This is a genomic window from Asanoa sp. NPDC050611 (assembly GCF_040654855.1).
GTDB lineage: Bacteria > Actinomycetota > Actinomycetes > Mycobacteriales > Micromonosporaceae > Asanoa.
The window spans coordinates 18,724-40,354 of sequence record NZ_JBFAIU010000024.1; the positions used below are offsets into that span (position 1 = coordinate 18,724).

The window sequence follows — 21,631 nt, forward strand, 5'->3', positions numbered from 1 at the left end:
GGAACCCTCCCCAAAACTGTGTCTCTCAGATACGATTTACGTTAGACACAGTTTTGCTGGGTCGCAAGCCCTTAAGGTGGCGGACGATGGACAAGCTGTTGTGGGAGCCGGCTCCCGTACCCAGGCGCGGGCCTCGGCCGGCCTTCACGCTGGCCGACATCGCGCGGGCCGGCATCGCGATCGCCGACGCCGACGGGCTCGCCGCGGTCACCATGCAGCGCGTCGCCGACCAGCTCGGCGTCACCAAGATGGCCCTCTACCGGTACGTGCCGGGCAAGGCGGAACTGGTCGCGCTGATGCTGGACATCGGCCTCGACGGCCCGCCGGACCTCGACGACCGCGACTGGCGAGCGGCCCTGGACGCCTGGGCACGCGCGCTCTTCGCGGCGTTCGTGGCGCATCCGTGGGCGCTGGAGGCCGCGGTCGGCGCCCGCCTGATCGGCCCCAACGAGCTCGGCTGGCTGGAGTCGGCGGTGGCCGCGCTCACCGGCACCGGCCTGCGCGGCGACGAGATGCTGGACGTGGCCGTGATCCTCGTGGGCCACGCGCGCAACCTGGCGGCGCAGACCACGGCGACCCCCGTGGACGCCGAGGGCGCGTTGGACGACGCGATCGCCGGCCTCGTCGCCGGCCGGGAGGACCGCTTCCCCGCACTGAGCGCCGCGCTCCGCGAGGTGCGCCCGGACCAGCAGAACCAGGCGCTCGACTTCGGCCTGGCCCGCATCCTCGACGGCGTCGGTGCGCTGATCGCGGACCGCGGTTCAGGCGCCACAGGAGCCCATCCCGTTCCGTAAAGCGGCGAACGCCGGGCAGTCCGACAGCCCGATGAAATAGTGGAATTGCGCACGTGTCGGGCGCTGTTCCCGGCGGCCCGATCGCCATGGACCGGGTTGTGCACCGTCTCTTCCGCCACCGCTGGCGCACGCCGCACGCGCGTCCGGTGCGTTGTCTGCAGAAGAGGGGGTCGCGATGACCAGCCAGTCACCCGCGATGGGCGAACCGAACCGGCCGACCGGCGGCCGGCCCGGCGACCCGCGCATGACGCTGCCCGAGCAGGGGCAGATGGCCATGGCCGGGCGCCGGGAGGACGCCGCGGCCGACGAACGGTTCGGCATCCGGGGCGGCGTCGCCGACGCCGTGCCTCTGGGCCTGGCCGCGTTCGCGCTGGCCACCTTCATGTTCTCCGCGTTCAACGCGGGCTGGACGAGCGGCACGGTCGCCTGGCTGACGTTCGGCATCTTCGCCGGCGGCCTGGTGCAGCTGCTCGCCGGAATGTGGTCGTTCCGCAACCGCGACCTGTTCGGCACGGTCGCCTTCTCGATGTACGGCGCGTTCTATCTCGGCCTGGCGTTGTACGTCATCCTCGTCGCGCCCGGGGCCGGCGCCGCGGCGCAGCGCAACGACCTCGCCTGGATCTTCCTGGCGTTCGCGTTGTTCAACGCCTACCTGACGCTGTGGGCGAGCCAGGTCAACGAGGCGCTGTTCCTGCTGTTCTTCTTCGTGGGCGTCACGCTGGTCGTGCTCTGCGTCGGGTTCTTCATCGACAACAACCAGGTGGTCCGGATCGGCGGCTACTTCGGCGTGATCGCGGCGCTGGTGGCCTGGTACGCGTCGTCGGCCGGGCTGATCAACGGCCTCCTGGGCCGCAAGGTCCTCAAGATGGGCGGCCCGATCCACATCGACCTGGAACGGCGCAGCGCACGCCGGACGCCGGCGACCACGTCACAGTGATGGACTTCTGGGACCAGGATCCGGACGAGTTCTGGACCCGGGAGGGCCGCGAACGGGTCGACTGGTTCACGCCGTTCGACACGCTGCGCGAGTGGGATCCGCCGTACGCGAAGTGGTATCTCGGCGGCCGGCTCAACGCCTGCTGGAACTGCGTCGACCGGCACGTCGAGGCCGGCGACGGCGGGAAGGTCGCGTACCACTGGGAGGGCGAGCCGGTCGGCGACTGGCTCGCCCTCACCTATGCCGAGCTGCAGCGGCGGGTGGTCCGGTTCGCCAACACGCTGTCGAAGCTGGGCGTGGGCCGCGGCACGAACGTCGCCATCTACCTCGGCATGGTGCCGGAGCTGCCGGTCGCGATGCTGGCCTGCGCCCGGCTCGGCGCACCGCACACGGTGGTGTTCGGCGGCTTCTCCGCGGACGCGCTGGCCAGCCGGATCAACGACATGGGTTGCCAGGTGCTGGTGACCCAGGACGAGTCGTGGCGACGCGGGCGGACCGTGCCGCTCAAGTCGGTCGCCGACCGGGCGTTGGCCTCGGCGCCGGGCGTACGCCGCTGCGTCGTGGTCCGGCGCACGGACGGCCCGGTGTCGATGACGCCCGGGCGGGACGTCTGGTACGACGATGCCAGCGCCAATGTGGACGACGACCCGGCCAACTGTCCCTGCGCGCCGCTCGACGCGGAGGCGCTGCTGTTCCTGATGTACACCAGCGGGACGACCGCGAAGCCGAAGGGGATCGTGCACACGACGGCGGGCTACCTGGTCGGCGTCGCGGCCACGCACCGCTACGTCTTCGACATCCGACCGGACACCGTGTACTGGTGCGCGGCCGACATCGGCTGGATCACCGGCCACAGCTACATCGTCTACGGTCCACTGTGCAACGGCGTGACGAGCGTGCTCTACGAGGGCACACCGGACTTCCCCGAGCGGGACCGGTGGTGGGACATCGTCGAGCGGTACGGCGTCACCGTGCTCTACACGGCGCCCACCGCGATCCGTACCCACATGAAATGGGGTCCGGAGTTCGCCGCCCGGCACGACCTGTCGTCGATCCGCGTGCTCGGCAGCGTCGGTGAGCCGATCAACCCGGAGGCGTGGTCCTGGTACCGCACGCACATCGGCAGCGGCCGCGCGCCGGTCGTCGACACGTGGTGGCAGACCGAGACCGGGATGATCATGATTACGCCGCTGCCCGGCCGGAGCGCGCTCAAGCCGGGCTCGGCGGGCCGCCCGTTCGTCGGCGTCGACGCGGCTGTGCTGGACTCCGACGGCCGGCCCGCCGGCGTCGGATCGGACGGCCAGTTGGTGCTCGACCGGCCGTGGCCGGCCATGCTGCGCGGGATCCACGGCGACCCGGAGCGGTACGTCAAGACGTACTGGTCGCGCTTCCCGGGCCACTACGTCGCCGGGGACGGCGCGCGGGTCGACGCGGACGGCGACTTCTGGCTGCTCGGCCGGATCGACGACGTGATGAACGTGTCCGGCCACCGGATCTCCACGATCGAGGTGGAGAGCGCGCTGGTCGACGACCCGAGCGTGGCCGAGGCCGCCGTCTGCGCGCGCCCGGACCCACGCACCGGCCAGGCGATCGTCGCGTACGTGACGCTCAAGGGCGGCGCGGACGGTTCGCCGCGGGCGGTCGCGGAGTTGCGGCAACACGTGGCCGACAAGATCGGCAAGCTGGCCGCGCCGGCGAACATCGTGTTCACACCGGAGCTGCCGAAGACCCGGTCGGGCAAGATCATGCGCCGGCTGCTCCGCGACATCGCGTCGGAGCGCGCGTTGGGCGACACGACCACGCTGGCCGACCCGTCGGTGGTGGACGAGATCCGCACCCGCGCCGCGGCGTTGAACCACCCCTAGCCGGGGTTCAGAACCTCGTCGTCCGCGTGCGTGCCGAACTCGGCGACGCGCACCTCCGCGATCTGCTCGTACCGGTTGATCCGGTCGGTCCACTCCGTGTCGACACCGAAGGCCACCTGCGCGAAGCCCACCCGCCCGACCGCCTCGGCCAGGCCCGGATCACCAGGGGCCAGCAGCCGCACCGGCGCGTCGAGCGCGACGGTGTGCGGCGGCACGAAGTACTCGTCCGGCAGAACAGTGCGCGCATGGACGAGCGCGCCGACAGCGACGACCGAGCCGGCCCCGAGCCGGGCGCTCTGCAGAACCGTCGCCGCGGTCGCCACATAGACGCACCTGCCGACCTCGCAGCCCAGCAGCGTGGCATGCGGCCCCACGAAGACGTGGTCGCCGACCAGCACCGGCTGATCGCCGGCGACCGCGGACCCGCGCAGCACCGCGTTCTCGCAGACCACCGCCGCCTCCCCGACCTCGATCCGAGACCCCTCGGCATCGAGCACCGCGCCGTACATCACCCGCGCCCTCGGCCCCACGCGGACATCGCCGACCAGCGTGGCCGTCGGAGCGACGTAGGCGGTGGGATGGACCTGCGGTTCATGCCCGCGATGCCGAATCCGGATTCCCCGCGTTTCACCGATCATGAGCGGATTCTCGCCCGACCGACCGCGAGCATGCTGGCGGTTTCCAGACATCGCGTTCGGCGAGACCTGTGCCGTCCGCGAAGGCTGGCGGGGTGGACGCGGCTCGTCGAGAATGCCGGGTAGAGATCCTCGACCCGGAAGCGAGCGCCGATGGCCGACGAACCGATCCGCGTGACCGTGTGGGGCGAGGGCCGCCACGAGAAACGTGACGCCAACGTGGCCGCGCTCTATCCCGAGGGGATGCACGAGACGATCGCGGCGGGGATCGCCTCGTACGCCACCGTCCCGGTCACCGTGCGGTGCACCACATTGGACTCACCCGACCAGGGTCTGCCGGCGGCGGTGCTCGAGTCGACCGATGTGCTGACCTGGTGGGGGCACATCGCGCACGACGAGGTCAGCGACGACGTGGTCGACCGGGTGCAGGAGGCGGTGCTCGGCGGCATGGGCCTGGTCGTGCTGCACTCCGGCCACTGGTCAAAGATCTTCAAACGCCTCATGGGCACGACCTGCGCGCTGCGCTGGCGCAACGGCGACGACCGCGAGCTGGTGTGGACGGTGGACCCGACGCACCCGGTCGCCGCCGGCGTGCCGAGCCCGATCGTGATCGACCGCCAGGAGATGTACGGCGAGTTCTTCGACATCCCCGCGCCCGACGAGCTCGTGTTCGTCAGCTCGTTCAGCGGCGGCGAGGTGTTCCGCAGCGGCTGTGCGTGGCGGCGGGGACGCGGTCGGGTGTTCTATTTCAGCCCCGGTGACCAGGACTACCCGGTCTACCACCACCCCGACGTGCGGCGGGTGATCGCGAACGCCGCGGTCTGGGCGGCCGGCTCCGGGCCGCGGAAGCGACAGACGACGCCGATCGCGTACGCGCCGACGGGCTGGTACTCGTGAGTCTGCGCGCCGTCCTGGTGGGTGCCGGGGCGATGGGTGCGCAGTGGCTGGACGCCGTCGCGGCGAGCCCGGACGTGGAGCTGGCGGCGGTCGTCGACCTGGACGGCGCCGCCGCCGCCCGGGCCGCCCGGGACCGGGTCCCGTGGGCGACCACGCTGTCGGCGGTCGCGGACGGCGCCGACTTCGTCATCGACGCGACCGTCCCCGCCGCCCACTTCGACATCACCGCGTGCGCGCTGCGGCTCGGGTTGCCGGTGCTGGGCGAGAAGCCGCTGACGTCGAACCTGCCGCAGGCACTGTCCCTGGCCGCGTTGTCGGAGCTGACCGGCACGCTGTTCGCGGTCAGCCAGTCGCGCCGGTTCGAGCTGGGCCTGGCGGCCTTCAAGAAGCAGATCGTCGCGCTGGGCACGGTGGGCTCGCTGACGACGGAGTTCTACCGCGGCCCGCGGTTCGGCGGGTTCCGCGAGACGATGGAACACCCGCTGCTGCTGGACATGGCGATCCACGCGTTCGACACGGCGCGCTTTCTGCTCGACGACGAGCCGGTGCGGGTCTACTGCGACGCCTACAACCCGCCGTGGAGCTGGTACGCGGGCGACGCCTCGGCCAACGCGGTGTTCCGCTTCGCGTCGGGTGCGCGGTACTCGTACACGGCGTCGTGGTGCAGCACGGGTTATGACACCTCGTGGAACGGCAACTGGCACGCCCACACGGCGGCGGGCACGGCGTCGTGGGACGGCGACCTGGCCGGTCCGGCGAGCTCGCTGCAGGAAACGATCAGCGCGTCACTCGCGGCCTTCGTCGCGGCGCTGCGCTCGGGCCAACGCCCGCCGACCAGGGTGCACCGCAACGTGCTGAGCCTCGCGATGGTGCTGTGCGCGGTCGAGTCGGCGTCGACGGGCCAGCCGGTGCTGGTGGACGACGCCTTGGCGGCCGCACACGCCGCGGCGGTCGCCGCCGCACCGCCCGACGTGGCCGCGGTGCTGCGCGGCTGGCCGTCGGTCCGCGCGGGGCTGCTCGAGACGGGCTGATCCGATGACGGTCGCGGCCCGCCGCGCTGTGCTGTCGCGCCGCAGCCTGTGGCTCGCCTACGCGACGGCGGCGTACAACCTGGTCGAGGGTGTCGTCGCGATCGCCGCGGGCGCCGCGGCCTCGTCGGCCGCCTTGATCGGGTTCGGTCTCGACTCCTTCGTCGAGGTCTCCAGCGCCGCCGTGATCATCTGGCAGTTCCGCGCCCGGGTCCCGGAGGGCCGGGAGCGGCTCGCCCTGCGGCTCATCGCGGTGTCCTTCTTCGCCCTGGCCGCCTGGGTCACCTTCGACTCGGTCCGCGCGCTGACCTTCGGCGACGAGGCCGACCCGAGCCCGGTCGGCATCGGCCTGGCAATCGCGTCGCTGATCGTGATGCCGCTGCTCGTGGCCGCGAAGCGCCGCACCGGCCGGGAACTGCGCTCGGCGACCGTGCTCGCCGACTCGACGCAGACGATGCTCTGTACCTACCTGTCCGCGGTGCTGCTCGCGGGCCTGGTCCTCAACGCCTGGCTGGGTTGGTCGTGGGCGGACCCACTGGCCGCCCTGGTCATCGCCGGCGTGGCGGTCAAGGAGGGCCACGAAGCCTGGCGCGGCGACGACTGCTGCTGAGGACGACGGGGTGGTTGTCCGGGAAGACCTTGCCCGGCCGTTCGCAAGTCGGCAACCGCAGCGCCTTGCCGTCGACCGTGATCTTGATCGAGTGGGCCGGTCGCCGTGGCCGAAGTCGGGTCAACCATCAGTTCGCTTGACTGGGCGCGTTGGCTCAACGAATATTGCCTCAATGGTTGCTGAGCTATCTGTCGAGCAGCGGGCGCGGACCCATGCGGCGCTCGGTGACCCGGCGCGCCTGGCGATCGTCGACCGGCTCGTCGTCAGCGACGCGTCTCCGGGCGAGCTGGCGCGGTTGCTGGGCCTGCCGACGAACCTGATGGCCCATCACGTCGGGGTGCTGGAAGACGCCGGCCTGGTGCGCCGGACGAGGTCGGAGGGCGACCGGCGGCGCAGTTATCTGCGGCTCCGGCGGGACGCGCTCGCGGGGCTGCTCACACCTCAACGCGTCCCGGCATCGCGGGTGGTGTTCGTGTGCACGCACAACTCGGCGCGCTCCCAGTTGGCGGCGGCGTTGCTGGCCGCGCGCGCGAAGGTGGTCACGGCGTCAGGCGGCACCGAGCCGGCATCCTGCGTGCATCCGCGGGCCGTGCGGATCGGCCGGCGGCACGGTCTGCGCCTCGGTCGGGTGCGGCCCGTGCACGTCGACGACGTGGTCCGGCCCGACGACCTGGTCATCTCGGTGTGCGACCAGGCCCACGAACGCCTCGGCACGCCGACCGCGATGCACTGGTCGGTCCCGGATCCCGCGCGCGTCGACACCGATGCCGCGTTCGCGCGGGCGTACGACGACATCGCGGACCGGGTGGATCGCCTGGTCCCCGTCCTCAAGGAAAATCGTGACTGAAGCACTCCCGGCCGTGCTGTTCGTCTGCGTCCACAACGCCGGGCGCAGCCAGATGGCGCTCGGCTTCTTCCGGCACCTCGCCGGCGACCGTGCGGTCGGCTGGTCCGGCGGGTCCGAGCCCGGCGCCGAAGTCAACCCGGCCGCGGTCGAGGCCATGCGGGAGCGTGGCATCGACATCTCCGGCGAGCATCCGAAGCGGTGGACCGACGACGCGGTGCGGGCCGCGGACGTGGTGGTCAGCATGGGCTGCGGCGACGCGTGCCCGGTGTTTCCCGGCAAGCGGTACGTGGACTGGGAGCTCGACGACCCGGCCGGCAAGGGAGTGGCCGAGGTGCGCCCAGTCCGCGACGAGATCGAGCGGCGGGTCCGGGGGCTGCTGGCCGAGTTGGGCGTACCGGTTCGATGAGCCGGCCCGGCCTGGGGCGGCGGGCACTGGCCGAGGCGCTCGGCACCGGCCTGCTCGTCAGCGCCGTCGTCGGCTCGGGCGCGATGGCCACCCGGCTGTCACCCGGGGAGGCGGGCCTGCAACTGCTGGCGAACTCGATCGCGACCGCGTTCGCGCTGGCCGTGCTGATCCTGATCTTCGGACCGGTGTCCGGCGCGCACTTCAACCCGGTCGTCTCGCTCGCCGACTGGTGGCTCGGCCGGCGCGACCGGGCCGGCCTGTCGGCTCGTGAGCTGGGCGGCTACCTCGTCGCGCAGCTCGTCGGCGCCGTCGCGGGATGTGTGGTCGCGAACCTGATGTTCGACCTGCCGGCGGTCGCGTTGTCCTCGACACGGCGCGGCGGCGCGCCGCTGTGGCTCGGCGAGGTCGTCGCGACCGGCGGTCTGGTGCTGCTGGTCTTCGCGCTGGCCCGGGCCGGGCGGGCTTCGGTGACGCCGGCGGCGGTCGGCGCGTACATCGGTGCGGCGTACTGGTTCACATCGTCGACCTCCTTCGCCAACCCGGCTGTGACGGTCGGGCGGGTGTTCACCGACTCCTTCGCCGGCATCGCTCCGGCATCGGTGCCCGGTTTTGTCGTCGCCCAGCTCATCGGGCTGGTCGTCGGTGTCGGGGTGCTGGTCGTCCTCTATCCCGACGCCGGCCGGGCCGCTGATGCGGTGGTCGACGCCAAGGCGCCGGCCGCCCCAGTGCGCGCGGCTGGCGCCTGATCCTTTGTTACGCCTGCGGCTTCCAGGCGCCGACGGCGGCCTCGTGGGTAGATCTGCGGCCTCACCGACGCGTTCGCCATCAAGGGCCCGACCCGTCGGCGCTGACGCCCAGCGCCTAGATCGGTTGGCGCCGCCAGCGACGTCCGGCGATGGACGGTGGCTCGTGCAGCGTCGACGGGATCGCATGCCAGGTCGCCTGCCATTCGCGCGGCGGGCGCGCCAACTCGGCGCTGACGCGGTCGGAGAGATCTTCCGGACTGCGGCCCCGCCAAGGCGCGGAAACGAAGATCTGGTAGTCGTCACCGATCGTCAGCACGACGCGGAACTGCTCGGGGTCACGATGATGGTTCCCGACCCAGGACGGCCGGAGGCCGTGTGCGGCAAGGCGATCGCGGTCGAGCGCGGTGAGCACGAGCCGGCCCGCGGTGCGTTCGGGCGTCTCCCACGAGTGGTCGAGCGCAACGCGGGCGACCTCGGCGTCGTAGTCGGCGGCCGGAAACGACACCCCGCGCGCCATCGGCTCGGCGACGGACCAGTCCCAGTGCACCACGTCGTGCGGTCCGCCCGCCCCTCGAAGGAGGCCCGCACGAATCCGTCGGGAGGGCAGCCATCCGGCGTTCGTGCGGTCCACCCGCCGCTCGCAGGAGCCCCCGCACGAATCCGTCGGGAGGACCGCCACCCGGCGTCCGTGCGGTCCACCCGCCGCCCGCAGGAGCCCCCGCACGAATCCATCGGGAGCAGCCACCCGGCGTTCGTGCGGTCCACCCGCCGCTCGCAGGAGGTCCGCACGAATCCGTCGGGATCGCAGCCACGCGCCGTTCGCGCCAGTCCCAGGCGGGCACAAGGAATCGCAGCGCCCACGACGCCGTTGGCACGTTGTTGCGTGCGGCTACCGCTTCCGCGCGGTCCAGTGCGTCACCAGGTCGCCGCCGTTGGCGCGGTGGTCGCGTAGGTGGTCCAGCCAGCTCGGGCCCAGCTCCGTGAGTTCGACGAGGTTGCCGTCCGGGTCACGGACCGCGGTGATCCGGGACTCCGTGCCGAACTCCTCCGGCGGGTAGCAGAGTTCGACGCCGCTCTCGGCCAGCCAGGCGACGAGTGGGGCGAGGTCGAAGACCATGAACGCGAGCTTGACCGACCCGACCGCGGTCGGCTCGCCGGGATAGTCGGCCGCGGCGTGGATCGCGAAGTGCACGTCGCCCAGCTCGCAGGCCCAGTGCGGCGCTGAGTCGCCGTGCCGCTCGTCGGCCAGGGGCAGGCCGAGGACGTCGCGATAGAACGCGACCAGCCGTGTGGGGTCCGTCGACGTCAGGATGATCCCGGAGAGGAACCGCAGGCCCTCGGCGCGTCGAACAGACATCTGCGCCTCCTTCGGCCGCACCGGCATCAAGCGATCACATTCTATGGCCGCCGTGTCCGCGCGGTGGCCCCGCAGGTGCCGCGCCTTGCCCGCCTCGAAGACGCCGAAGCCGATGGTCGACGACGAACCCGGGTCCGGCGGGTCCAAGGGTTGGCCGGACGTCGGGCGCTCGCCGTTGGCGCCCGCAGGACTGACGTTGTCAGGATCGCCGCGAGCCACCGCTCGATCTGGCCGGCGAGGACCACATCGGCCGGCTCGAGCCGATCTTCGAGGCGACGTCGGAGACCGCGAAGCCGTGGGCACGGAACGTCGCTGCGAATGGCAGGCACCAACGTTCGCGGGCCGGAGCCGGGCTCCATGCGTCGTCGAGGCGCTGGGCCGGCCTTGAGCTCGGCCCACCGCGGACATGGCAGGGCCGGGCCCCCTGGGGCCCGGTCCGGTGTCCGGCGGGAGCGACGGTCCGCACCACCGCGGACCCGGGACAGCTACTGGTCTGAAAGCGGGATCGCGCTCATTTCGGCGTATTCCGCGAACGTCATGTTCCAGTCGGTCCAGCCGTTGCCGTTCTGGAGCCTGCGTTCCGTGCCCTTGACCGTGATCGGGTCGCCGATGCGGGTCTGGCCGAAGAGCCACGCGCCGTCTGCCATCGAGACGTTGACGCAGCCGTGTGAGACGTTGACCGAGCCCTGCTGGCCCTCGGACCACGGCGCGGCGTGGATGAACTCGCCGCCCCACGTCAGGCGTTGCGCGTAGTCGATGTCGGTGCGGTAGCCCTCTTCCGGGCCCAGCTCCTCGAACGTGTCGAAGACGGTCTTGCGCTTCTTCTCGATCACGATCATCGTGCCGCTGGACGACGGGGTGGTCTTCTTGCCGAGGCTGACCTTGATGGTCTTGATGACCTTGCCGTCCTTGGTGACGGTCATCCGCTTGGTGCGGTTGTCGACCGTCATCACCAGGGCCGGGCCGATCTTCAGGTCGACGGTGAGGTCGTTGCGGAGGAAACCGCCGCTACCCACCGGTAGGCCGCCGGTCTGCAGCTTGTAGTGGACCTTCGTGTTGGCCTTCCAGAACTTCTCGGGCCGGAAGTGGATCTCGGTCGGGCTGATCCACGCCCAGATGCCCTCCTGCGCCGGCTCGGTCGTGACCTTGAGGCGGCGCTGCACGTCGTCGCGGTAGTCCTGCGGGATCGCCTTGCCGAACTTGACGATCATCGGCATGCCGACGCCGACCACCGCGTTGTCGCCCAGGAAGCTGCTGACCGAGATCGTGTTGTTGGGCTTGGCCATGACCTTGAACGTGCTCTCGGCGGTCGCGGTCTTGCCGTCGTCACCTGTCGCGTTCACCGTCGCCGTGTAGGTCGCGCCCCAGTCGAGCGCGCCGGTCGGCAGCCAGCTCTTCTTGTCGGCGGACAGCGTGCCGTCGACCTCTTCGCCGTCCGCGGACTTCAGTGCGACCGAGGTCTCGACCGCGTCCGTCGTCTCGAACGTGATGGCGGCCGACGCGGGCACGTCCTTGGCGTCCGCGGCCGGGCCCGTGATCGTCGCCTTGGCCTTGGTGTCGGGCTCGGTGGACTGGGACGCGCCCGGTTGCGAGCCGTCGTTCCACGCGGCGTTGCCGGCCTTGGTGCAGCCGGCCGTCACGGAGAGCAATCCCGCGAGCACGGCAGCCGTCAGCACTATCGCAGGTCGGCGCTTGGGCCTGTGCCCTCGGCTGCTCCGCATGAGATCCCCTCACAAGTCCGTGGTCCGGCAGTTATGTTGCCCCAAACACGCTTCGGGACACGTCACGGTTTCGTGCCGTGTGCGGGAACACGCCAGACGAGTGTACGAACGATCGGGCGGAGCTACCGTACCGGAAAAGTGTCCTTAATCGGTGGCCGTCGGTGTCGGCGTGGCGGCCTTGCTGGTCGTGGCCGGTTTCAGGCCGGCCGGCACCGGCAGGGCGCTGCCCTTGACGAACTCCGCCCAGCTCAGGTTCCAGGCGGTCCAGCCGTTGCCGGGCTCGAGCTTGCGTTCGGTGCCGCGGATGGTGATCGGGTCGCCGACCTTGGTCTGGCCGAACAGCCAGCTCGCGTTCGCGGGCGCCAGGTTGACACAGCCGTGCGACACATTGCGTACGCCCTGGTCGCCGACCGACCACGGAGCGGAGTGGATGTATTCGCCGCCCCAGGTCAACCGCTGCGCGAAGTCGATGTCGGTGCGGTAGCCCTCTTCGGGACCGAGTTCGGCGAAGGTGTCGAAGACCGTGTGCTCCTGCTTGTCCATCACGATCAGCGTGCCGCTGGACGAGGGCGTGCTCGCCTTGCCGAGGCTGACCGGGAACGTCTTGACCAGCTTGTCGTTCTTGAAGACCTGCATCTTCTTGGTCTTGTTCTCGACCTTCATCTCGAACTTGTCGCCGATCTTGGCGGTCGCCTTGCGGTCCTCGTCGCCGACCCGGCCGTTGGACAGCGGGATGCCCTCGAGCGCCGCGCGCACCGTGATCTTCGTGCCCGGCCGCCAGTAGTCGGGCGCGCGGTAGTAGGCCTGCGTGCCGCTGCTCACCCAGTGCCAGACACCGGGCTGCGGCGGGTCGGTCTGCACGAACAGCCGGCGCTGCACGGCGGCCCGGTCCTTCTGCGGGATGCCGGGGCTGAACTCGACCACGACGGGCATGGCGACGCCGTACGTCTTGCCGTTGAACAGATACAGGCCGGAGCCCACGTCGTTGCCCGACTTGCCGCGGGTCGAGAACGAGACCTTCTTCGTCTCCTGCTGACCGCCGGCGCTGGTCGCGACCACGGTCGCGGTGTAGCTCGTGTCGTACTTCAGGGGTGCGCTGGGCACCCAGGAGGACTTGTCCTCGCGCATCGCGCCGCTGACGGCCTTGCCCGCCTTGTCGACCACCTTGACGCTGGTGATCTGGCCGCCCTTGACGGACGTGCCGATCTCGGTGCTGACCGGAAGGTCCTTCTTCTTGTCGGCGGGCGTGACGGCGAACTGGAATGGAACCGGCGGCGCGGTCGGCGACGGCGTCGCGGCGACCTTGTCGCCGGCGGCCACGAAGGCCGGTGGTTTCTGGTCGGCGCCGCCGCAAGCGGTCAGGGTGAGCCCCAGCGCTCCGGCCACGGTGGCGGCCAGGATCGTCCGGGTGGCTGCTCTACACGTCACGAACCGAGTCATGGATGTCCCCGTTCCTTCGCAACCTTGGGGTCATCGTGCCCCAGCCACACCCGCTATGTACCTCGATCCGGCAGGGTGCCAGATGCTGTCCATACCGCGCCTCAGCCACACGGCTGACCTTGAGTCACGAACCAGCCGGAACCTCCCAGTAGTGCCGATTTCTCCGAAGTAACGCCTGGTCAGTGCCCGGTTTGACAGGCTGGGTTCAGATTTAGCGGCATTCGGGGGTAACCATGACGCTCGATGCGGTTTGGTGGCGTTCGGCAAGTCCTTCGCCACCAGTTGGAAGATGCGTCAGGCCGCGTGCTAACGTACGTCTCGTTGCCGATCGAGCGCCGCTAGCTCAACTGGCAGAGCAGCGGACTCTTAATCCGCGGGTTCGGGGTTCGAGTCCCTGGCGGCGCACCAAAGCATCCCAAAACTAGTGGGGCGGGAAACCGAACGTCTGTTTCGGTTCCCGCCCTTTCTGGTCTCGCGCAACGAGTAGACGCGACCTGCGTTCGGCCCTACGAGTGTCCGATCTGTCCTTCGGGGCATCTCGCGTCCGATCCTGCTGGCAAGGTGCGCCTATTGATGCCATCGACGGCCGAGGAGTGAGTCCTGGATGCCGGGTGCGAGCGAAGCTACTCGTCGGGTGACGAATCTCAACGCCAACTGGGTTGCCGGCTCCGATGAGGGTGACGGCCAGTTCGAGCTGATGATCGTGACGGAAGACGACCAGAAACATGTCGTCCGGGCCAGTGCGGCCGCGGTGTCTACTGTGGTGGCCCTCGCCCGTGCCGAGACCGTGTTGGCTTGGGACCCGACCAACAGGACGCTCATCGCGGCGAACCTCGTTGGGACCATGTCGTGGACAACGGCTGGCGGCGCGGCCGACTCGTGATTGTCCGGCCGGCTAGCGGTTTGGGAAGGGCGTGGCCGAGCGGGCGAGTATTCCGATGGCGGCGACGAAGCACGCGCCACCGATCGCGGTCAGGACCGGCGGATAGCCGCCGGCGATGCTGAGCAACGCCGCGGCGCCTAGAGGTGCGGTCGCCTTCGCGAGTGTGACCGGAGTGGCGAGGGTGCCGGCGATGGTGCCGTAAGCCGTGGTGCCGTAGCGGTCGGCCAGCAGCGCCGGGGATGCGAGGCTCGCGACCCCGAAGCCGATTCCGAAGGCTGTCACGCCGACGGCGGCGCCGGCGCGGCTGCCGGCGATGAACGGAAGAGTGATCGCGGCGACGGCCTGAGTGGCGAAGATGGCGGCGACCACCACGGTGAGCCGGAGGCGGCGTTGCGCGCCGGTGAGGAGCAGCCGGCCGGTGACCGACAGGACGCCGAGCAGGCCGGCGATGGTGGCCGCGAAGGTCGCGGGGTGGCCGGCACTGGTGAGGAAGCCGACCAGGTGGACGGTCATGGTGCTCATCGCGGCGCTGTGGGCCACGAACGCGATGGCGAGGCACCAGAACCGCGCGTCGCGCAATACGGCGCGGACGAGCTCGCGGCGTGGTGGTGCTGTGGGCGCCTGCTCGGTGTGTTGTGCGTGGGGTGGCCGGCGGATGACCGTGGCGTGCAGCGGGACGGCCGTCGCGGCATAGACAGCGGCGAGGATGAGCAGGGTCGTGCGCCACCCGTGCTGGTGTTCGAGATAGCCGGTCAGCGGCATGAAGATGGTGCTGGCGAACCCGGCGACCACGATCATCGCGAGTACGGCGCGGGCGCGGCGGTCAGGGCCGAACCAGGAGACGATGACCGCGGTCGCTGGTTCGTAGAGGGCCATGGCCATGGTGACGCCCAGGCCGGCGAAGACGAGGTAGAGCTGGCCGACGGTGCGGACCTGTGACCAGGCGACGAGCAGGAGTGCGCCGGCTGCGGCGCCGGTGGTCATGAGGGCGCGGCCGCCGTGCTTGTCGAGCCACCGCCCGACGGGCACGGCCGTGGCTGCCCAGGCGAGGATCGCGGTGGTGAGGGCTCCGGTGACGGTGGCCGGCGAGGCGTCCAGGTCGGTCGCGATCGGGTGCAGCAGCACGGCGAACGCGTAGTAGAGCGCGCCGTACCCGATCGTCTGGGTGATGGCGAAGGCGGCGACGATCCGCCAGCCGTGGAAGGCCGTGCGACGGCCGCCAACCGTGGGGTCGGCGGCCGTTCGCGTCGGCGTCACCATCGGCTCAGCCGCAGCAGCCGCCGCCGGCCTGGCTCGCGCCCTCGGGTTCGGCGACCGGGATCAGCGTGAGCGGCGCGCGGAGCAGGCCGCCGGAGACGCCGGTCGCGAGTCCTCGTCCGGCCGGTTCGGCAGTCGCTGCCGCGGTCGGGCCGCAGCATCCGCCGCTCTCGGAGACGGTGACGGGGTTGCTGTTGCAGACGCCGGTTTCGGGCAGGTCGAGCTGGACGTCGCGGGCGGCGGTCCAGTCACCGTCGACGGCGGCGACCACCGAACGGGCCTGCTCGTAGCCGGTGGCGAGCAGGAACGTGGGTGCACGTCCGTAGCTCTTGACCCCGACGGAATAGAAGCCCGGCTCCGGGTGGGCGAGCTCGTCGGCGCCGTGTGGCGGGACCGTGCCGCAGGAGTGTTGGTTCGGGTCGATCAGTGGGGCGAGGGCGCGGGTGGAACCGAGCACCGGGTCGAGGTCGAGCCGCAGCTCGGAGACGAACGTGTGGTCCGGCCGGAACCCGGTCGCGGACACGATTCGATCCGCGGTGATGCTCGCCGCCGCGCCTGATACCCGTACCTGGCCGGCGGCGGTCGTTTCGAGGCGCTCCACAGCGAAGCCGGTGACCAGCTCGATGGTGCCGGCCTCGACGTGGGCGCGCAGGCGGGAGCCGAGCGCGCCGCGGGCGGGAAGGGCGTCGGCGGCCTCGCCGCCGTAAGTGCGTGCCGGGCTGGTCGACCGGATCGCCCACACCACGCTGGTGCCCGGCACCTGCTCCGCGAGCTCGGCCAGGGAGAGCAAGGTGTTGGCGGCGGAGTGACCGGCACCGACGACGAGGGTGCGCTTGCCCGCGAACCGGTCGCGGTCGGCGCCCAGGACGTCCGGCAACGCGTGCCCGACGAAGCCGGCTGCTTCGGCTTCGCCGTGGGCGGGGATGCCGGATGCGCCGAGGTCGTTGGGTGTGGTCCAGGTGCCGGACGCGTCGACCACCGCGCGGGCCAGCAGGTCGTCGCCGTCAGCGAGGCGGACCAGCAGCGGTGTGGTGTCACGGCCGGCGGTGCGGACGCGGTCCATGCCGAGCCGCGTGACCGCGATGACGCGGGCGTCGTACCGGATGTGGGGCTTGAGCGCCGGTAGGTCCGCCAGGGGCCGCAGGTAGTCGTCGGCGAGCTGGGCGCCGGTCGGCAGCACGTCCGGGTCGGGTTCGACCCAGCCGGCGTCGACGAGCAGCCGGCGAGCGGCGGCGTCGACGTTGTACCGCCACGGCGAGAACAGCCGCACGTGACCCCATTGCCGGACCGTGGCGGCCGGTGCGTCGCCGGCTTCCAGCAGCAGGAACGGAATCTGGCGTTCGGCGAGGTGTGCGGCGGCGGCCAGTCCGACCGGTCCGCCGCCGATGACGACGACGGGCAGGTCGTCCAGTGGCGTACTCACGGGCATCTCCCTTGTCTCGAAACGGTTCGCATCAACAACCCGCCGCCGGGCCGGGTGCGGGCTTGCCCATCACGACGTCGGCGGCCGACGGGAAGCACTCGATGCACGTCTTGTTGATCCGGTAGTGGCGGGCGTTGCCGACCTGGTCGACGAGGACGAACCGGACCTCGGTGAGGATCTTGAGGTGCTGGGAGACGGTCGACTGCGCCAGCCCGACCGCGGCGACGATCTCGCCCACGCTCATCGGCCGCGCCTTCCGCGCGAGGTACTCCACGATCTGGACCCGGCTCGGGTCGGCCAGGGCCCGGAACCAGGACGCGTACGCCGTGGCGACTCCCCGGTCCAGCAACTCGCTCATGATCCACCATCTTCATCGTTTATCGCCGATCAACGATGAAAGTTTAGCCGGCGACGAGTTGGCGAGCCAGACGGTGGCGACGACGAGGCGACAGATGGCGGTCATGGTGGCGGCGTCGACGCGGTCGGCGGTGTCCGCTGGGCTGTGGTAGCCGGCCATGCCTGCTCCGATACCGACGGCGGCGAGGCCGGCGGCGGCGTAGCGGCGGTTGTCCGAGGCGACCGGACCGGCAGCGAGCGGCAAGCCGGTGTGTCGCCCCGCTTGGTCGAGCAGGGCGAGCAGGCCATGTGCCGGGCCGCCGGCCTCGATGGCGGCCGTCTGGTTCAGGTGGCCCGCACCGTCCACATTGATCACCAGTGGCTGGTCCGCGGCAGCGGCGAGTTGGTCGGCGTGGTGCGCGGAACCGAGCGCGCCGGCCTCCTCGCCGTCGAGCAGGGCGACCGACAGGCCGATGCCTTCCGGAAGACTCGCAGACAGCAGCCGCGCCGCCTCGCAGATCACCGCGACCCCGCTGGCGTTGTCGGCCGCGGCCGGCTGCCGCAGGCGCGGGTGGTCGCCGACACCGTCGTAGTGCGCCGTCAGGAGCAGGTCGGGACCGCCCGCTCGCGCACTGCGCAGGCGAGCATGAAGGTTGGTCCCTTGCAGGTCGACGCGACGGATCGGCGCGTTCGCCGACCAACTGGCACCTCCAGCGCCCGTCGCCGCGGTCAGCCGGTCGTGCAGGCCGGTCTCGACGGTGAGCACCGGCAGCGGTCCGGGCGCGGGGCCGGCGAGCATCGTGTAGTGCCAGCCGTCCCCGTCGACGGCCCGGCCGACGAGCAGACCGAGCGCACCGCCGGCGTTTCGGTAGGCGTCGGTCAGGGTCATCGCGGCTGGAACCAGCAGCCATCGACCTGTCGGCTCATCAACGCCGGCCACGCCCAGCGGCCCGTCTCTCCCGTCGGCCAGGTCGGCCGACGAGAGATGGACGATGACGTCGCGGCCGAACGTCAGCGGGTACGTGGTGCGGCCGTCGCTCCAGCGAACTGTCGGCGCCGCGTACACGTCCGGTATCGCCGGCACAGGAAACGCGCTGGTGGCCAGCGTGCCACCGGCCTCGACCAACAGGTCGGCCAGCCAGGCTCGAGCGGCGGCGCCGCCGGCGGTGCCGACCCGCCGGCCGGTGAACGGCGCGCCGGCCAAGGTCGTGACCGTGGCGGCCATCCGCTCGCCGGAGATGCCGGCCAGGGCCCGGTCCAGGTCCAGGAGGTTCGGCGCGGTCATCCGCAGCAGCCGTTGCCGGTTGCGACGGCGTCGGCCTTCGCCGCGCTGCCGCAACAGGTGTTCTCCGCCTTGGCTTCGGCGGCGGTGCCGCAACAGGTTGCGGCGGCGCCGGCGGGCTCGGGCAGCGACAGCGTCGTCTGCGGCGGGTTGCCGCAACAGCCACCGGTTCCGCTCACCGACAGTGCGGCCACCGGGTCGCCGGCAAAGCCACCCTGCGTGTTGACGTCAGTCATGGTCGTTCCCCTCCTCGAGGCGTCGGTTACCGCGGACCCATCGCCGCGGCGAGCTGGTCCCGGGCGCGCTCGTGGCGTCGCCGGGCCCGCTCGTCGGCGGTGGTGACCTCGACGCAGCTGTCACAGAACTGGACGCCTGTTGCTGCCGGCCTGCGGCTGATCCGGAACATCGCTCTCTCCTCACACGGTCTGGCCAGTCTGTCTCGACAAGCGTCGAACTAGATGGCCGTCTAATCAGAGAGTTGCACGCTGTTTCGAGATCTGTCAACCTAGAGGCATGTCAAAACAAGCGACGGCGCTGCCCCTCGTCGACCTGAACGCGGATGCGCCGTGCTGCCCGCCGCTGGCCACTCGCCGCATACCCGCGGAGACGGCTGCGGTCCTGGCGCCGGCGTTCAAGGCGCTCGGCGACCCGGTTCGTCTCCAGCTGATGTCGATGATCGCCTCGGCCGATGGTGGCGAGGCGTGCGTCTGCGACCTCACGCCCGCATTCGAGCTGTCCGGGCCGACGATCTCCCACCATCTCAAGACCCTGCGCGAGGCGGGCCTCATCGACGGCGAACGCCGCGGGACGTGGGTCTACTACCGCGCCCGACCCGGCATCATGCGCCAGCTCGCAGGTCTCCTGGCGACGGAGTAGTCACATGTCGTCGCGAATGCGGCGGCCGTTCAACGCCCTCGACGCGTGTAGGCGCGGAGTGACAGCGGCACGAAGAGCACCAGCAGCGCGGCCGACCAGAGCAGGACCGTGGTCACCGGGTGCGCGAGTGGCCACGCCGCGTTTCCGGACCCAGCGCCCGGGTTCCCGAACAGCCCCCGTGCCGCGGCGGTGAGCGCGCTCACCGGGTTCCAGTTCGCCACGAAGCGCAGCCAGCCTGGCATGCCGTCGGTCGGGACGAATGCGTTCGACAGCATCGTGAACGGCAGCCCGAGCGGCACCAGCGCGTCGGCGGCCTGGTCGTTCTTCACCGCCAGGCCCACGTAGACGCCCACCCAGCTCAGCGCGTACCGCAGCACGATCATCAGCACGAACGCCTGGGTCGTGGGGATCAGGCCGCGGTGCGGCTGCCAGCCCACGAGCAGCCCCGCGCCCACCATGATGGCCAGCATCAGCAGGCCGGTCAGCAGGTCGGCGCCGGTCTGGCCGAACGGCACCGCGAGGCGCGCCATCGGCATCGAGCGGAACCGGTCCATCACGCCGCGGGAGGCGTCGGTGGCCATCCGCGTCATGACCCCCAACCACGCGGAGAAGGTGACCATCGCGAACAGGCCGGGCATGAGGTACTCGCGGTAGTCGCCGCCGTCCGGCACCTGGATCGCGCTGCCGAAGACGTACCCGAACAGCACCACCATGACGACCGGGAAGATCAGCGCGGCGACGATCTGGCCGGGTTCCTGCCGCAGCCGGCCCAGCTCGCGGCCGACCAGGGTCAACCCGTCGGTGAGCGTCCAGAGGGCGGTCATCGGACGGGCTCCTCGCGGTCGGTGAGGCGCAGGAACACCTCGTCGAGAGTGGGGCGGCGCAGCCGTATGTCGGCCGCGGCGACCCCGGCGTGGTCGAGCTCGCGCACCACGTCGGCGAGGCGCAGGCCGCCGACGGGCAGGACGACGCTGAGCCCGTCGGCGCCCGTCGGCGTGGGATCGGTGCCGGCCAGGGTGGTCAGGACGGCCATCGCCACAGGCATCGCGGCAGGGGCTTCGATCGTGACGTCGAGGCGGTCCCCGATCGTCGCCTTCAGCTCGTCGGGCGTGCCGGTGGCGATCACCTTCCCGTGGTCGATGACGGCGATGTCGTCGGCGAGCTGGTCGGCTTCGTCCAGGTACTGCGTGGTGAGCAGCATCGTGGTGCCGTCGGCCACGAGCTCGCGGATGCTGGCCCAAATCTCGCCGCGGCTGCGCGGGTCCAGGCCGGTGGTGGGCTCGTCCAGGAAGAGCACCTTCGGGCGCAGGATGAGGCTGGCGATCAGGTCGAGGCGGCGCCGCATGCCGCCGGAGTAGCCGGCGACCGGGCGGTCGGCGGCGTCCGCCAGGCCGAAGCGGTCGAGCAGCTCGTCGGCCCGCCGGTGCGCTGCGCGGCGGGGCAGGTGGTAGAGGCGACCGAACATGCGCAGGTTGCCGCGGCCGGTGAGCTTCTCGTCCACGGCCGCGTACTGGCCCGCGAGCCCGATGCGCTCGCGCACCTTGCCGGCCTCGCGTACGACGTCATGTCCGTCGATGCGGGCGTGCCCGGCGTCGGGATCGGACAGGGTCGCCAGGATGCGCACCGCCGTCGTCTTTCCGGCGCCGTTCGGCCCGAGCACGCCGCAGACCGTCCCTGCCCGGACGCTCAGGTCCAGGCCTCGCAGCGCATGGGTGGCGCCGAAGGACTTGTGCAGCCCTTCGGCGACCACGATCGGATCCGCCAATCCACTGGGTACGTTGTACGCGGTCATGACGGCAGGCTAGGCGACTGAGTACGATGTACGCAACCAGGAGGGTGGGACGGTGGCCGAATACGTGAACATCTGGATGCGACCGGAGCGCCCGGCCTACGGGCCGAAGCCGGCCTACAGCCGTGCGCAGATCACCGAGGCGGCCATCCGGATCGCCGACGCCGAAGGGCTCGAGGCCGCGACCATGCGGCGCATCGCCACCGAGATCGGCGCCGGCGCGATGTCCCTCTACCGGTACGTCCCGAGCCGCGACAACCTGGTCGAGCTCATGGCCGACCAGGTGACGGGCGAGATCGACGTCACCGGGATGCCGTCGGGCGACTGGCGCGCCGACCTGACCCGTTACGCCGACGGGCTGCGCGCGATGTGGCGCGGGCACCCGTGGATCGCGACCGTGCAGCGGTCACTTCCGAGCTTCGGCCCCAACCAGCTGCTCATGATCGAACGGCTGATGGGAGTGCTCGACGCGTTCGTCGCCATCGACGAGAACCTCGGCCTC

General features: G+C 71.0%; 24 protein-coding genes, 1 tRNA gene and 1 pseudogene. 13 read left to right on the forward strand and 13 right to left on the reverse strand.

Translation table 11 applies throughout. The features are described from left to right. Nucleotides 1-86: 86 nt before the first annotated feature. The 3 genes from AB0H87_RS06360 to acs all read left to right on the forward strand — a co-directional run bounded on the left by AB0H87_RS06360 (nucleotide 87) and on the right by acs (nucleotide 3,596). On the forward strand, nucleotides 87-794 hold the full coding sequence (locus tag AB0H87_RS06360) for a TetR/AcrR family transcriptional regulator (protein ID WP_360140566.1): 708 nt from the start codon (nucleotides 87-89) through the stop codon (nucleotides 792-794). 175 nt (nucleotides 795-969) lie between these two features. Next, nucleotides 970-1,731 (forward strand): acetate uptake transporter, encoded by a 762-nt coding sequence (locus AB0H87_RS06365; protein WP_360140569.1) that lies wholly within the window; start codon nucleotides 970-972, stop codon nucleotides 1,729-1,731. Next, nucleotides 1,731-3,596, forward strand: a complete 1,866-nt coding sequence (acs, locus tag AB0H87_RS06370) for an acetate--CoA ligase (protein ID WP_360140572.1) — start codon at nucleotides 1,731-1,733, stop codon at nucleotides 3,594-3,596. The genes AB0H87_RS06365 and acs overlap by 1 nt, the downstream gene beginning before the upstream one ends. Here the strand turns inward: acs and AB0H87_RS06375 are convergent. Then, on the reverse strand, nucleotides 3,593-4,126 hold the full coding sequence (locus tag AB0H87_RS06375; RefSeq protein WP_360140575.1) for a hypothetical protein: 534 nt from the start codon (nucleotides 4,124-4,126) through the stop codon (nucleotides 3,593-3,595). The genes acs and AB0H87_RS06375 overlap by 4 nt on opposite strands. A 258-nt stretch (nucleotides 4,127-4,384) precedes the next feature. Between AB0H87_RS06375 and AB0H87_RS06380 the strand changes: the two genes are divergently transcribed. The 6 genes and pseudogenes from AB0H87_RS06380 (at nucleotide 4,385) to AB0H87_RS06405 (ending at nucleotide 8,765) form a co-directional block, all read left to right on the forward strand. Further along, the gene (locus AB0H87_RS06380) at nucleotides 4,385-5,128 is read left to right on the forward strand and encodes a ThuA domain-containing protein (protein WP_360140578.1); all 744 of its coding nucleotides are present in this window, start codon (nucleotides 4,385-4,387) and stop codon (nucleotides 5,126-5,128) included. Further along, a complete protein-coding gene (locus AB0H87_RS06385) occupies nucleotides 5,125-6,159 on the forward strand; it encodes a Gfo/Idh/MocA family oxidoreductase (RefSeq protein ID WP_360140581.1) in 1,035 nt (344 codons plus the stop codon). Before AB0H87_RS06380 ends, AB0H87_RS06385 begins: the two co-directional genes overlap by 4 nt. Nucleotides 6,160-6,163: 4 nt before the next feature. Further along, a pseudogene (locus tag AB0H87_RS06390) lies at nucleotides 6,164-6,760 on the forward strand (cation transporter); the annotation flags it as partial. 178 nt (nucleotides 6,761-6,938) lie between these two features. After that, the gene (locus tag AB0H87_RS06395; protein ID WP_360140584.1) at nucleotides 6,939-7,613 is read left to right on the forward strand and encodes a helix-turn-helix domain-containing protein; all 675 of its coding nucleotides are present in this window, start codon (nucleotides 6,939-6,941) and stop codon (nucleotides 7,611-7,613) included. Then, nucleotides 7,606-8,019 carry an arsenate reductase ArsC gene (locus AB0H87_RS06400; protein ID WP_360140587.1) on the forward strand — a complete coding sequence of 138 codons (414 nt, stop codon included), beginning with the start codon at nucleotides 7,606-7,608 and terminating at the stop codon, nucleotides 8,017-8,019. The genes AB0H87_RS06395 and AB0H87_RS06400 overlap by 8 nt, the downstream gene beginning before the upstream one ends. Next, a complete protein-coding gene (locus tag AB0H87_RS06405) occupies nucleotides 8,016-8,765 on the forward strand; it encodes an MIP/aquaporin family protein (RefSeq protein ID WP_360140590.1) in 750 nt (249 codons plus the stop codon). The genes AB0H87_RS06400 and AB0H87_RS06405 overlap by 4 nt, the downstream gene beginning before the upstream one ends. Before the next feature lie 115 nt (nucleotides 8,766-8,880). Here the strand turns inward: AB0H87_RS06405 and AB0H87_RS06410 are convergent, their stop codons facing one another. The 4 genes from AB0H87_RS06410 to AB0H87_RS06425 all read right to left on the reverse strand — a co-directional run bounded on the left by AB0H87_RS06410 (nucleotide 8,881) and on the right by AB0H87_RS06425 (nucleotide 13,283). Next, nucleotides 8,881-9,315 carry a hypothetical protein gene (locus AB0H87_RS06410; protein ID WP_360140593.1) on the reverse strand — a complete coding sequence of 145 codons (435 nt, stop codon included), beginning with the start codon at nucleotides 9,313-9,315 and terminating at the stop codon, nucleotides 8,881-8,883. Between the two features lie 339 nt (nucleotides 9,316-9,654). Beyond that, a complete protein-coding gene (locus AB0H87_RS06415; RefSeq protein WP_360140596.1) occupies nucleotides 9,655-10,122 on the reverse strand; it encodes a VOC family protein in 468 nt (155 codons plus the stop codon). Nucleotides 10,123-10,607: 485 nt separating this feature from the next. Further along, nucleotides 10,608-11,843, reverse strand: a complete 1,236-nt coding sequence (locus AB0H87_RS06420; RefSeq protein ID WP_360140599.1) for an Ig-like domain-containing protein — start codon at nucleotides 11,841-11,843, stop codon at nucleotides 10,608-10,610. 144 nt (nucleotides 11,844-11,987) lie between these two features. Further along, a complete protein-coding gene (locus AB0H87_RS06425; protein ID WP_360140602.1) occupies nucleotides 11,988-13,283 on the reverse strand; it encodes an Ig-like domain-containing protein in 1,296 nt (431 codons plus the stop codon). A 332-nt stretch (nucleotides 13,284-13,615) separates the two neighbouring features. Between AB0H87_RS06425 and AB0H87_RS06430 the strand changes: the two genes are divergently transcribed. Then, a tRNA-Lys gene (locus tag AB0H87_RS06430) sits at nucleotides 13,616-13,691 on the forward strand. A 226-nt stretch (nucleotides 13,692-13,917) separates the two neighbouring features. Continuing rightward, entirely contained in the window at nucleotides 13,918-14,166 is a 249-nt protein-coding gene (locus AB0H87_RS06435; RefSeq protein WP_360140605.1) for a hypothetical protein, read from the forward strand. 12 nt (nucleotides 14,167-14,178) lie between these two features. Here AB0H87_RS06435 and AB0H87_RS06440 read toward each other — a convergent pair whose 3' ends face one another. From AB0H87_RS06440 to AB0H87_RS06465, 6 genes are read right to left on the reverse strand one after another with little or no spacing between them, the layout of a single operon-like run. Continuing rightward, nucleotides 14,179-15,426, reverse strand: a complete 1,248-nt coding sequence (locus AB0H87_RS06440) for an MFS transporter (RefSeq protein ID WP_360140608.1) — start codon at nucleotides 15,424-15,426, stop codon at nucleotides 14,179-14,181. A 4-nt stretch (nucleotides 15,427-15,430) separates the two neighbouring features. Further along, entirely contained in the window at nucleotides 15,431-16,846 is a 1,416-nt protein-coding gene (locus AB0H87_RS06445) for an FAD-dependent oxidoreductase (RefSeq protein WP_360140611.1), read from the reverse strand. Nucleotides 16,847-16,877: 31 nt separating this feature from the next. Continuing rightward, complete coding sequence (locus AB0H87_RS06450; protein WP_360140614.1) at nucleotides 16,878-17,204, reverse strand: metalloregulator ArsR/SmtB family transcription factor; 327 nt, start codon at nucleotides 17,202-17,204, stop codon at nucleotides 16,878-16,880. A 12-nt stretch (nucleotides 17,205-17,216) separates the two neighbouring features. Next, nucleotides 17,217-18,467, reverse strand: coding sequence for a M28 family peptidase (locus AB0H87_RS06455; RefSeq protein ID WP_360140617.1), 1,251 nt, complete (start codon nucleotides 18,465-18,467; stop codon nucleotides 17,217-17,219). Beyond that, on the reverse strand, nucleotides 18,464-18,700 hold the full coding sequence (locus AB0H87_RS06460) for a hypothetical protein (protein WP_360140620.1): 237 nt from the start codon (nucleotides 18,698-18,700) through the stop codon (nucleotides 18,464-18,466). The genes AB0H87_RS06455 and AB0H87_RS06460 overlap by 4 nt, the downstream gene beginning before the upstream one ends. Nucleotides 18,701-18,726: 26 nt before the next feature. Next, nucleotides 18,727-18,870, reverse strand: coding sequence for a hypothetical protein (locus tag AB0H87_RS06465; protein WP_360140623.1), 144 nt, complete (start codon nucleotides 18,868-18,870; stop codon nucleotides 18,727-18,729). Nucleotides 18,871-18,977: 107 nt separating this feature from the next. On the opposite strand from AB0H87_RS06465, the gene AB0H87_RS06470 reads away from it, so the two are divergent. Further along, the gene (locus AB0H87_RS06470; protein WP_360140626.1) at nucleotides 18,978-19,340 is read left to right on the forward strand and encodes a metalloregulator ArsR/SmtB family transcription factor; all 363 of its coding nucleotides are present in this window, start codon (nucleotides 18,978-18,980) and stop codon (nucleotides 19,338-19,340) included. Nucleotides 19,341-19,369: 29 nt separating this feature from the next. Here the strand turns inward: AB0H87_RS06470 and AB0H87_RS06475 are convergent, their stop codons facing one another. Together AB0H87_RS06475 and AB0H87_RS06480 are read right to left on the reverse strand one after the other, a co-directional pair. Beyond that, a complete protein-coding gene (locus tag AB0H87_RS06475; RefSeq protein WP_360140629.1) occupies nucleotides 19,370-20,164 on the reverse strand; it encodes an ABC transporter permease in 795 nt (264 codons plus the stop codon). Further along, nucleotides 20,161-21,132 (reverse strand): ATP-binding cassette domain-containing protein, encoded by a 972-nt coding sequence (locus tag AB0H87_RS06480; RefSeq protein ID WP_360140632.1) that lies wholly within the window; start codon nucleotides 21,130-21,132, stop codon nucleotides 20,161-20,163. Before AB0H87_RS06480 ends, AB0H87_RS06475 begins: the two co-directional genes overlap by 4 nt. A 52-nt stretch (nucleotides 21,133-21,184) precedes the next feature. Here AB0H87_RS06480 and AB0H87_RS06485 point away from each other — a divergent pair. Next, nucleotides 21,185-21,631: TetR/AcrR family transcriptional regulator (locus AB0H87_RS06485; RefSeq protein ID WP_360140635.1), on the forward strand; the 447-nt coding region annotated here is incomplete at its 3' end.

Excerpts from the sequence above, each read along its gene's own strand:
- AB0H87_RS06440 (WP_360140608.1), bottom strand. The coding sequence starts at position 15,426 with ATGGTGACGCCGACGCGAACGGCCGCCGACCCCACGGTTGGCGGCCGT.
- acs (WP_360140572.1), top strand. The coding sequence starts at position 1,731 with ATGGACTTCTGGGACCAGGATCCGGACGAGTTCTGGACCCGGGAGGGC.
- AB0H87_RS06475 (WP_360140629.1), bottom strand. The coding sequence starts at position 20,164 with ATGACCGCCCTCTGGACGCTCACCGACGGGTTGACCCTGGTCGGCCGC.
- AB0H87_RS06480 (WP_360140632.1), bottom strand. The coding sequence starts at position 21,132 with ATGACCGCGTACAACGTACCCAGTGGATTGGCGGATCCGATCGTGGTC.
- AB0H87_RS06415 (WP_360140596.1), bottom strand. The coding sequence starts at position 10,122 with ATGTCTGTTCGACGCGCCGAGGGCCTGCGGTTCCTCTCCGGGATCATC.
- AB0H87_RS06460 (WP_360140620.1), bottom strand. The coding sequence starts at position 18,700 with ATGACTGACGTCAACACGCAGGGTGGCTTTGCCGGCGACCCGGTGGCC.
- AB0H87_RS06420 (WP_360140599.1), bottom strand. The coding sequence starts at position 11,843 with ATGCGGAGCAGCCGAGGGCACAGGCCCAAGCGCCGACCTGCGATAGTG.
- AB0H87_RS06360 (WP_360140566.1), top strand. The coding sequence starts at position 87 with ATGGACAAGCTGTTGTGGGAGCCGGCTCCCGTACCCAGGCGCGGGCCT.
- AB0H87_RS06465 (WP_360140623.1), bottom strand. The coding sequence starts at position 18,870 with ATGTTCCGGATCAGCCGCAGGCCGGCAGCAACAGGCGTCCAGTTCTGT.
- AB0H87_RS06395 (WP_360140584.1), top strand. The coding sequence starts at position 6,939 with ATGGTTGCTGAGCTATCTGTCGAGCAGCGGGCGCGGACCCATGCGGCG.
- AB0H87_RS06380 (WP_360140578.1), top strand. The coding sequence starts at position 4,385 with ATGGCCGACGAACCGATCCGCGTGACCGTGTGGGGCGAGGGCCGCCAC.
- AB0H87_RS06405 (WP_360140590.1), top strand. The coding sequence starts at position 8,016 with ATGAGCCGGCCCGGCCTGGGGCGGCGGGCACTGGCCGAGGCGCTCGGC.
- AB0H87_RS06365 (WP_360140569.1), top strand. The coding sequence starts at position 970 with ATGACCAGCCAGTCACCCGCGATGGGCGAACCGAACCGGCCGACCGGC.
- AB0H87_RS06450 (WP_360140614.1), bottom strand. The coding sequence starts at position 17,204 with ATGAGCGAGTTGCTGGACCGGGGAGTCGCCACGGCGTACGCGTCCTGG.
- AB0H87_RS06425 (WP_360140602.1), bottom strand. The coding sequence starts at position 13,283 with ATGACTCGGTTCGTGACGTGTAGAGCAGCCACCCGGACGATCCTGGCC.
- AB0H87_RS06470 (WP_360140626.1), top strand. The coding sequence starts at position 18,978 with ATGTCAAAACAAGCGACGGCGCTGCCCCTCGTCGACCTGAACGCGGAT.
- AB0H87_RS06455 (WP_360140617.1), bottom strand. The coding sequence starts at position 18,467 with ATGACCGCGCCGAACCTCCTGGACCTGGACCGGGCCCTGGCCGGCATC.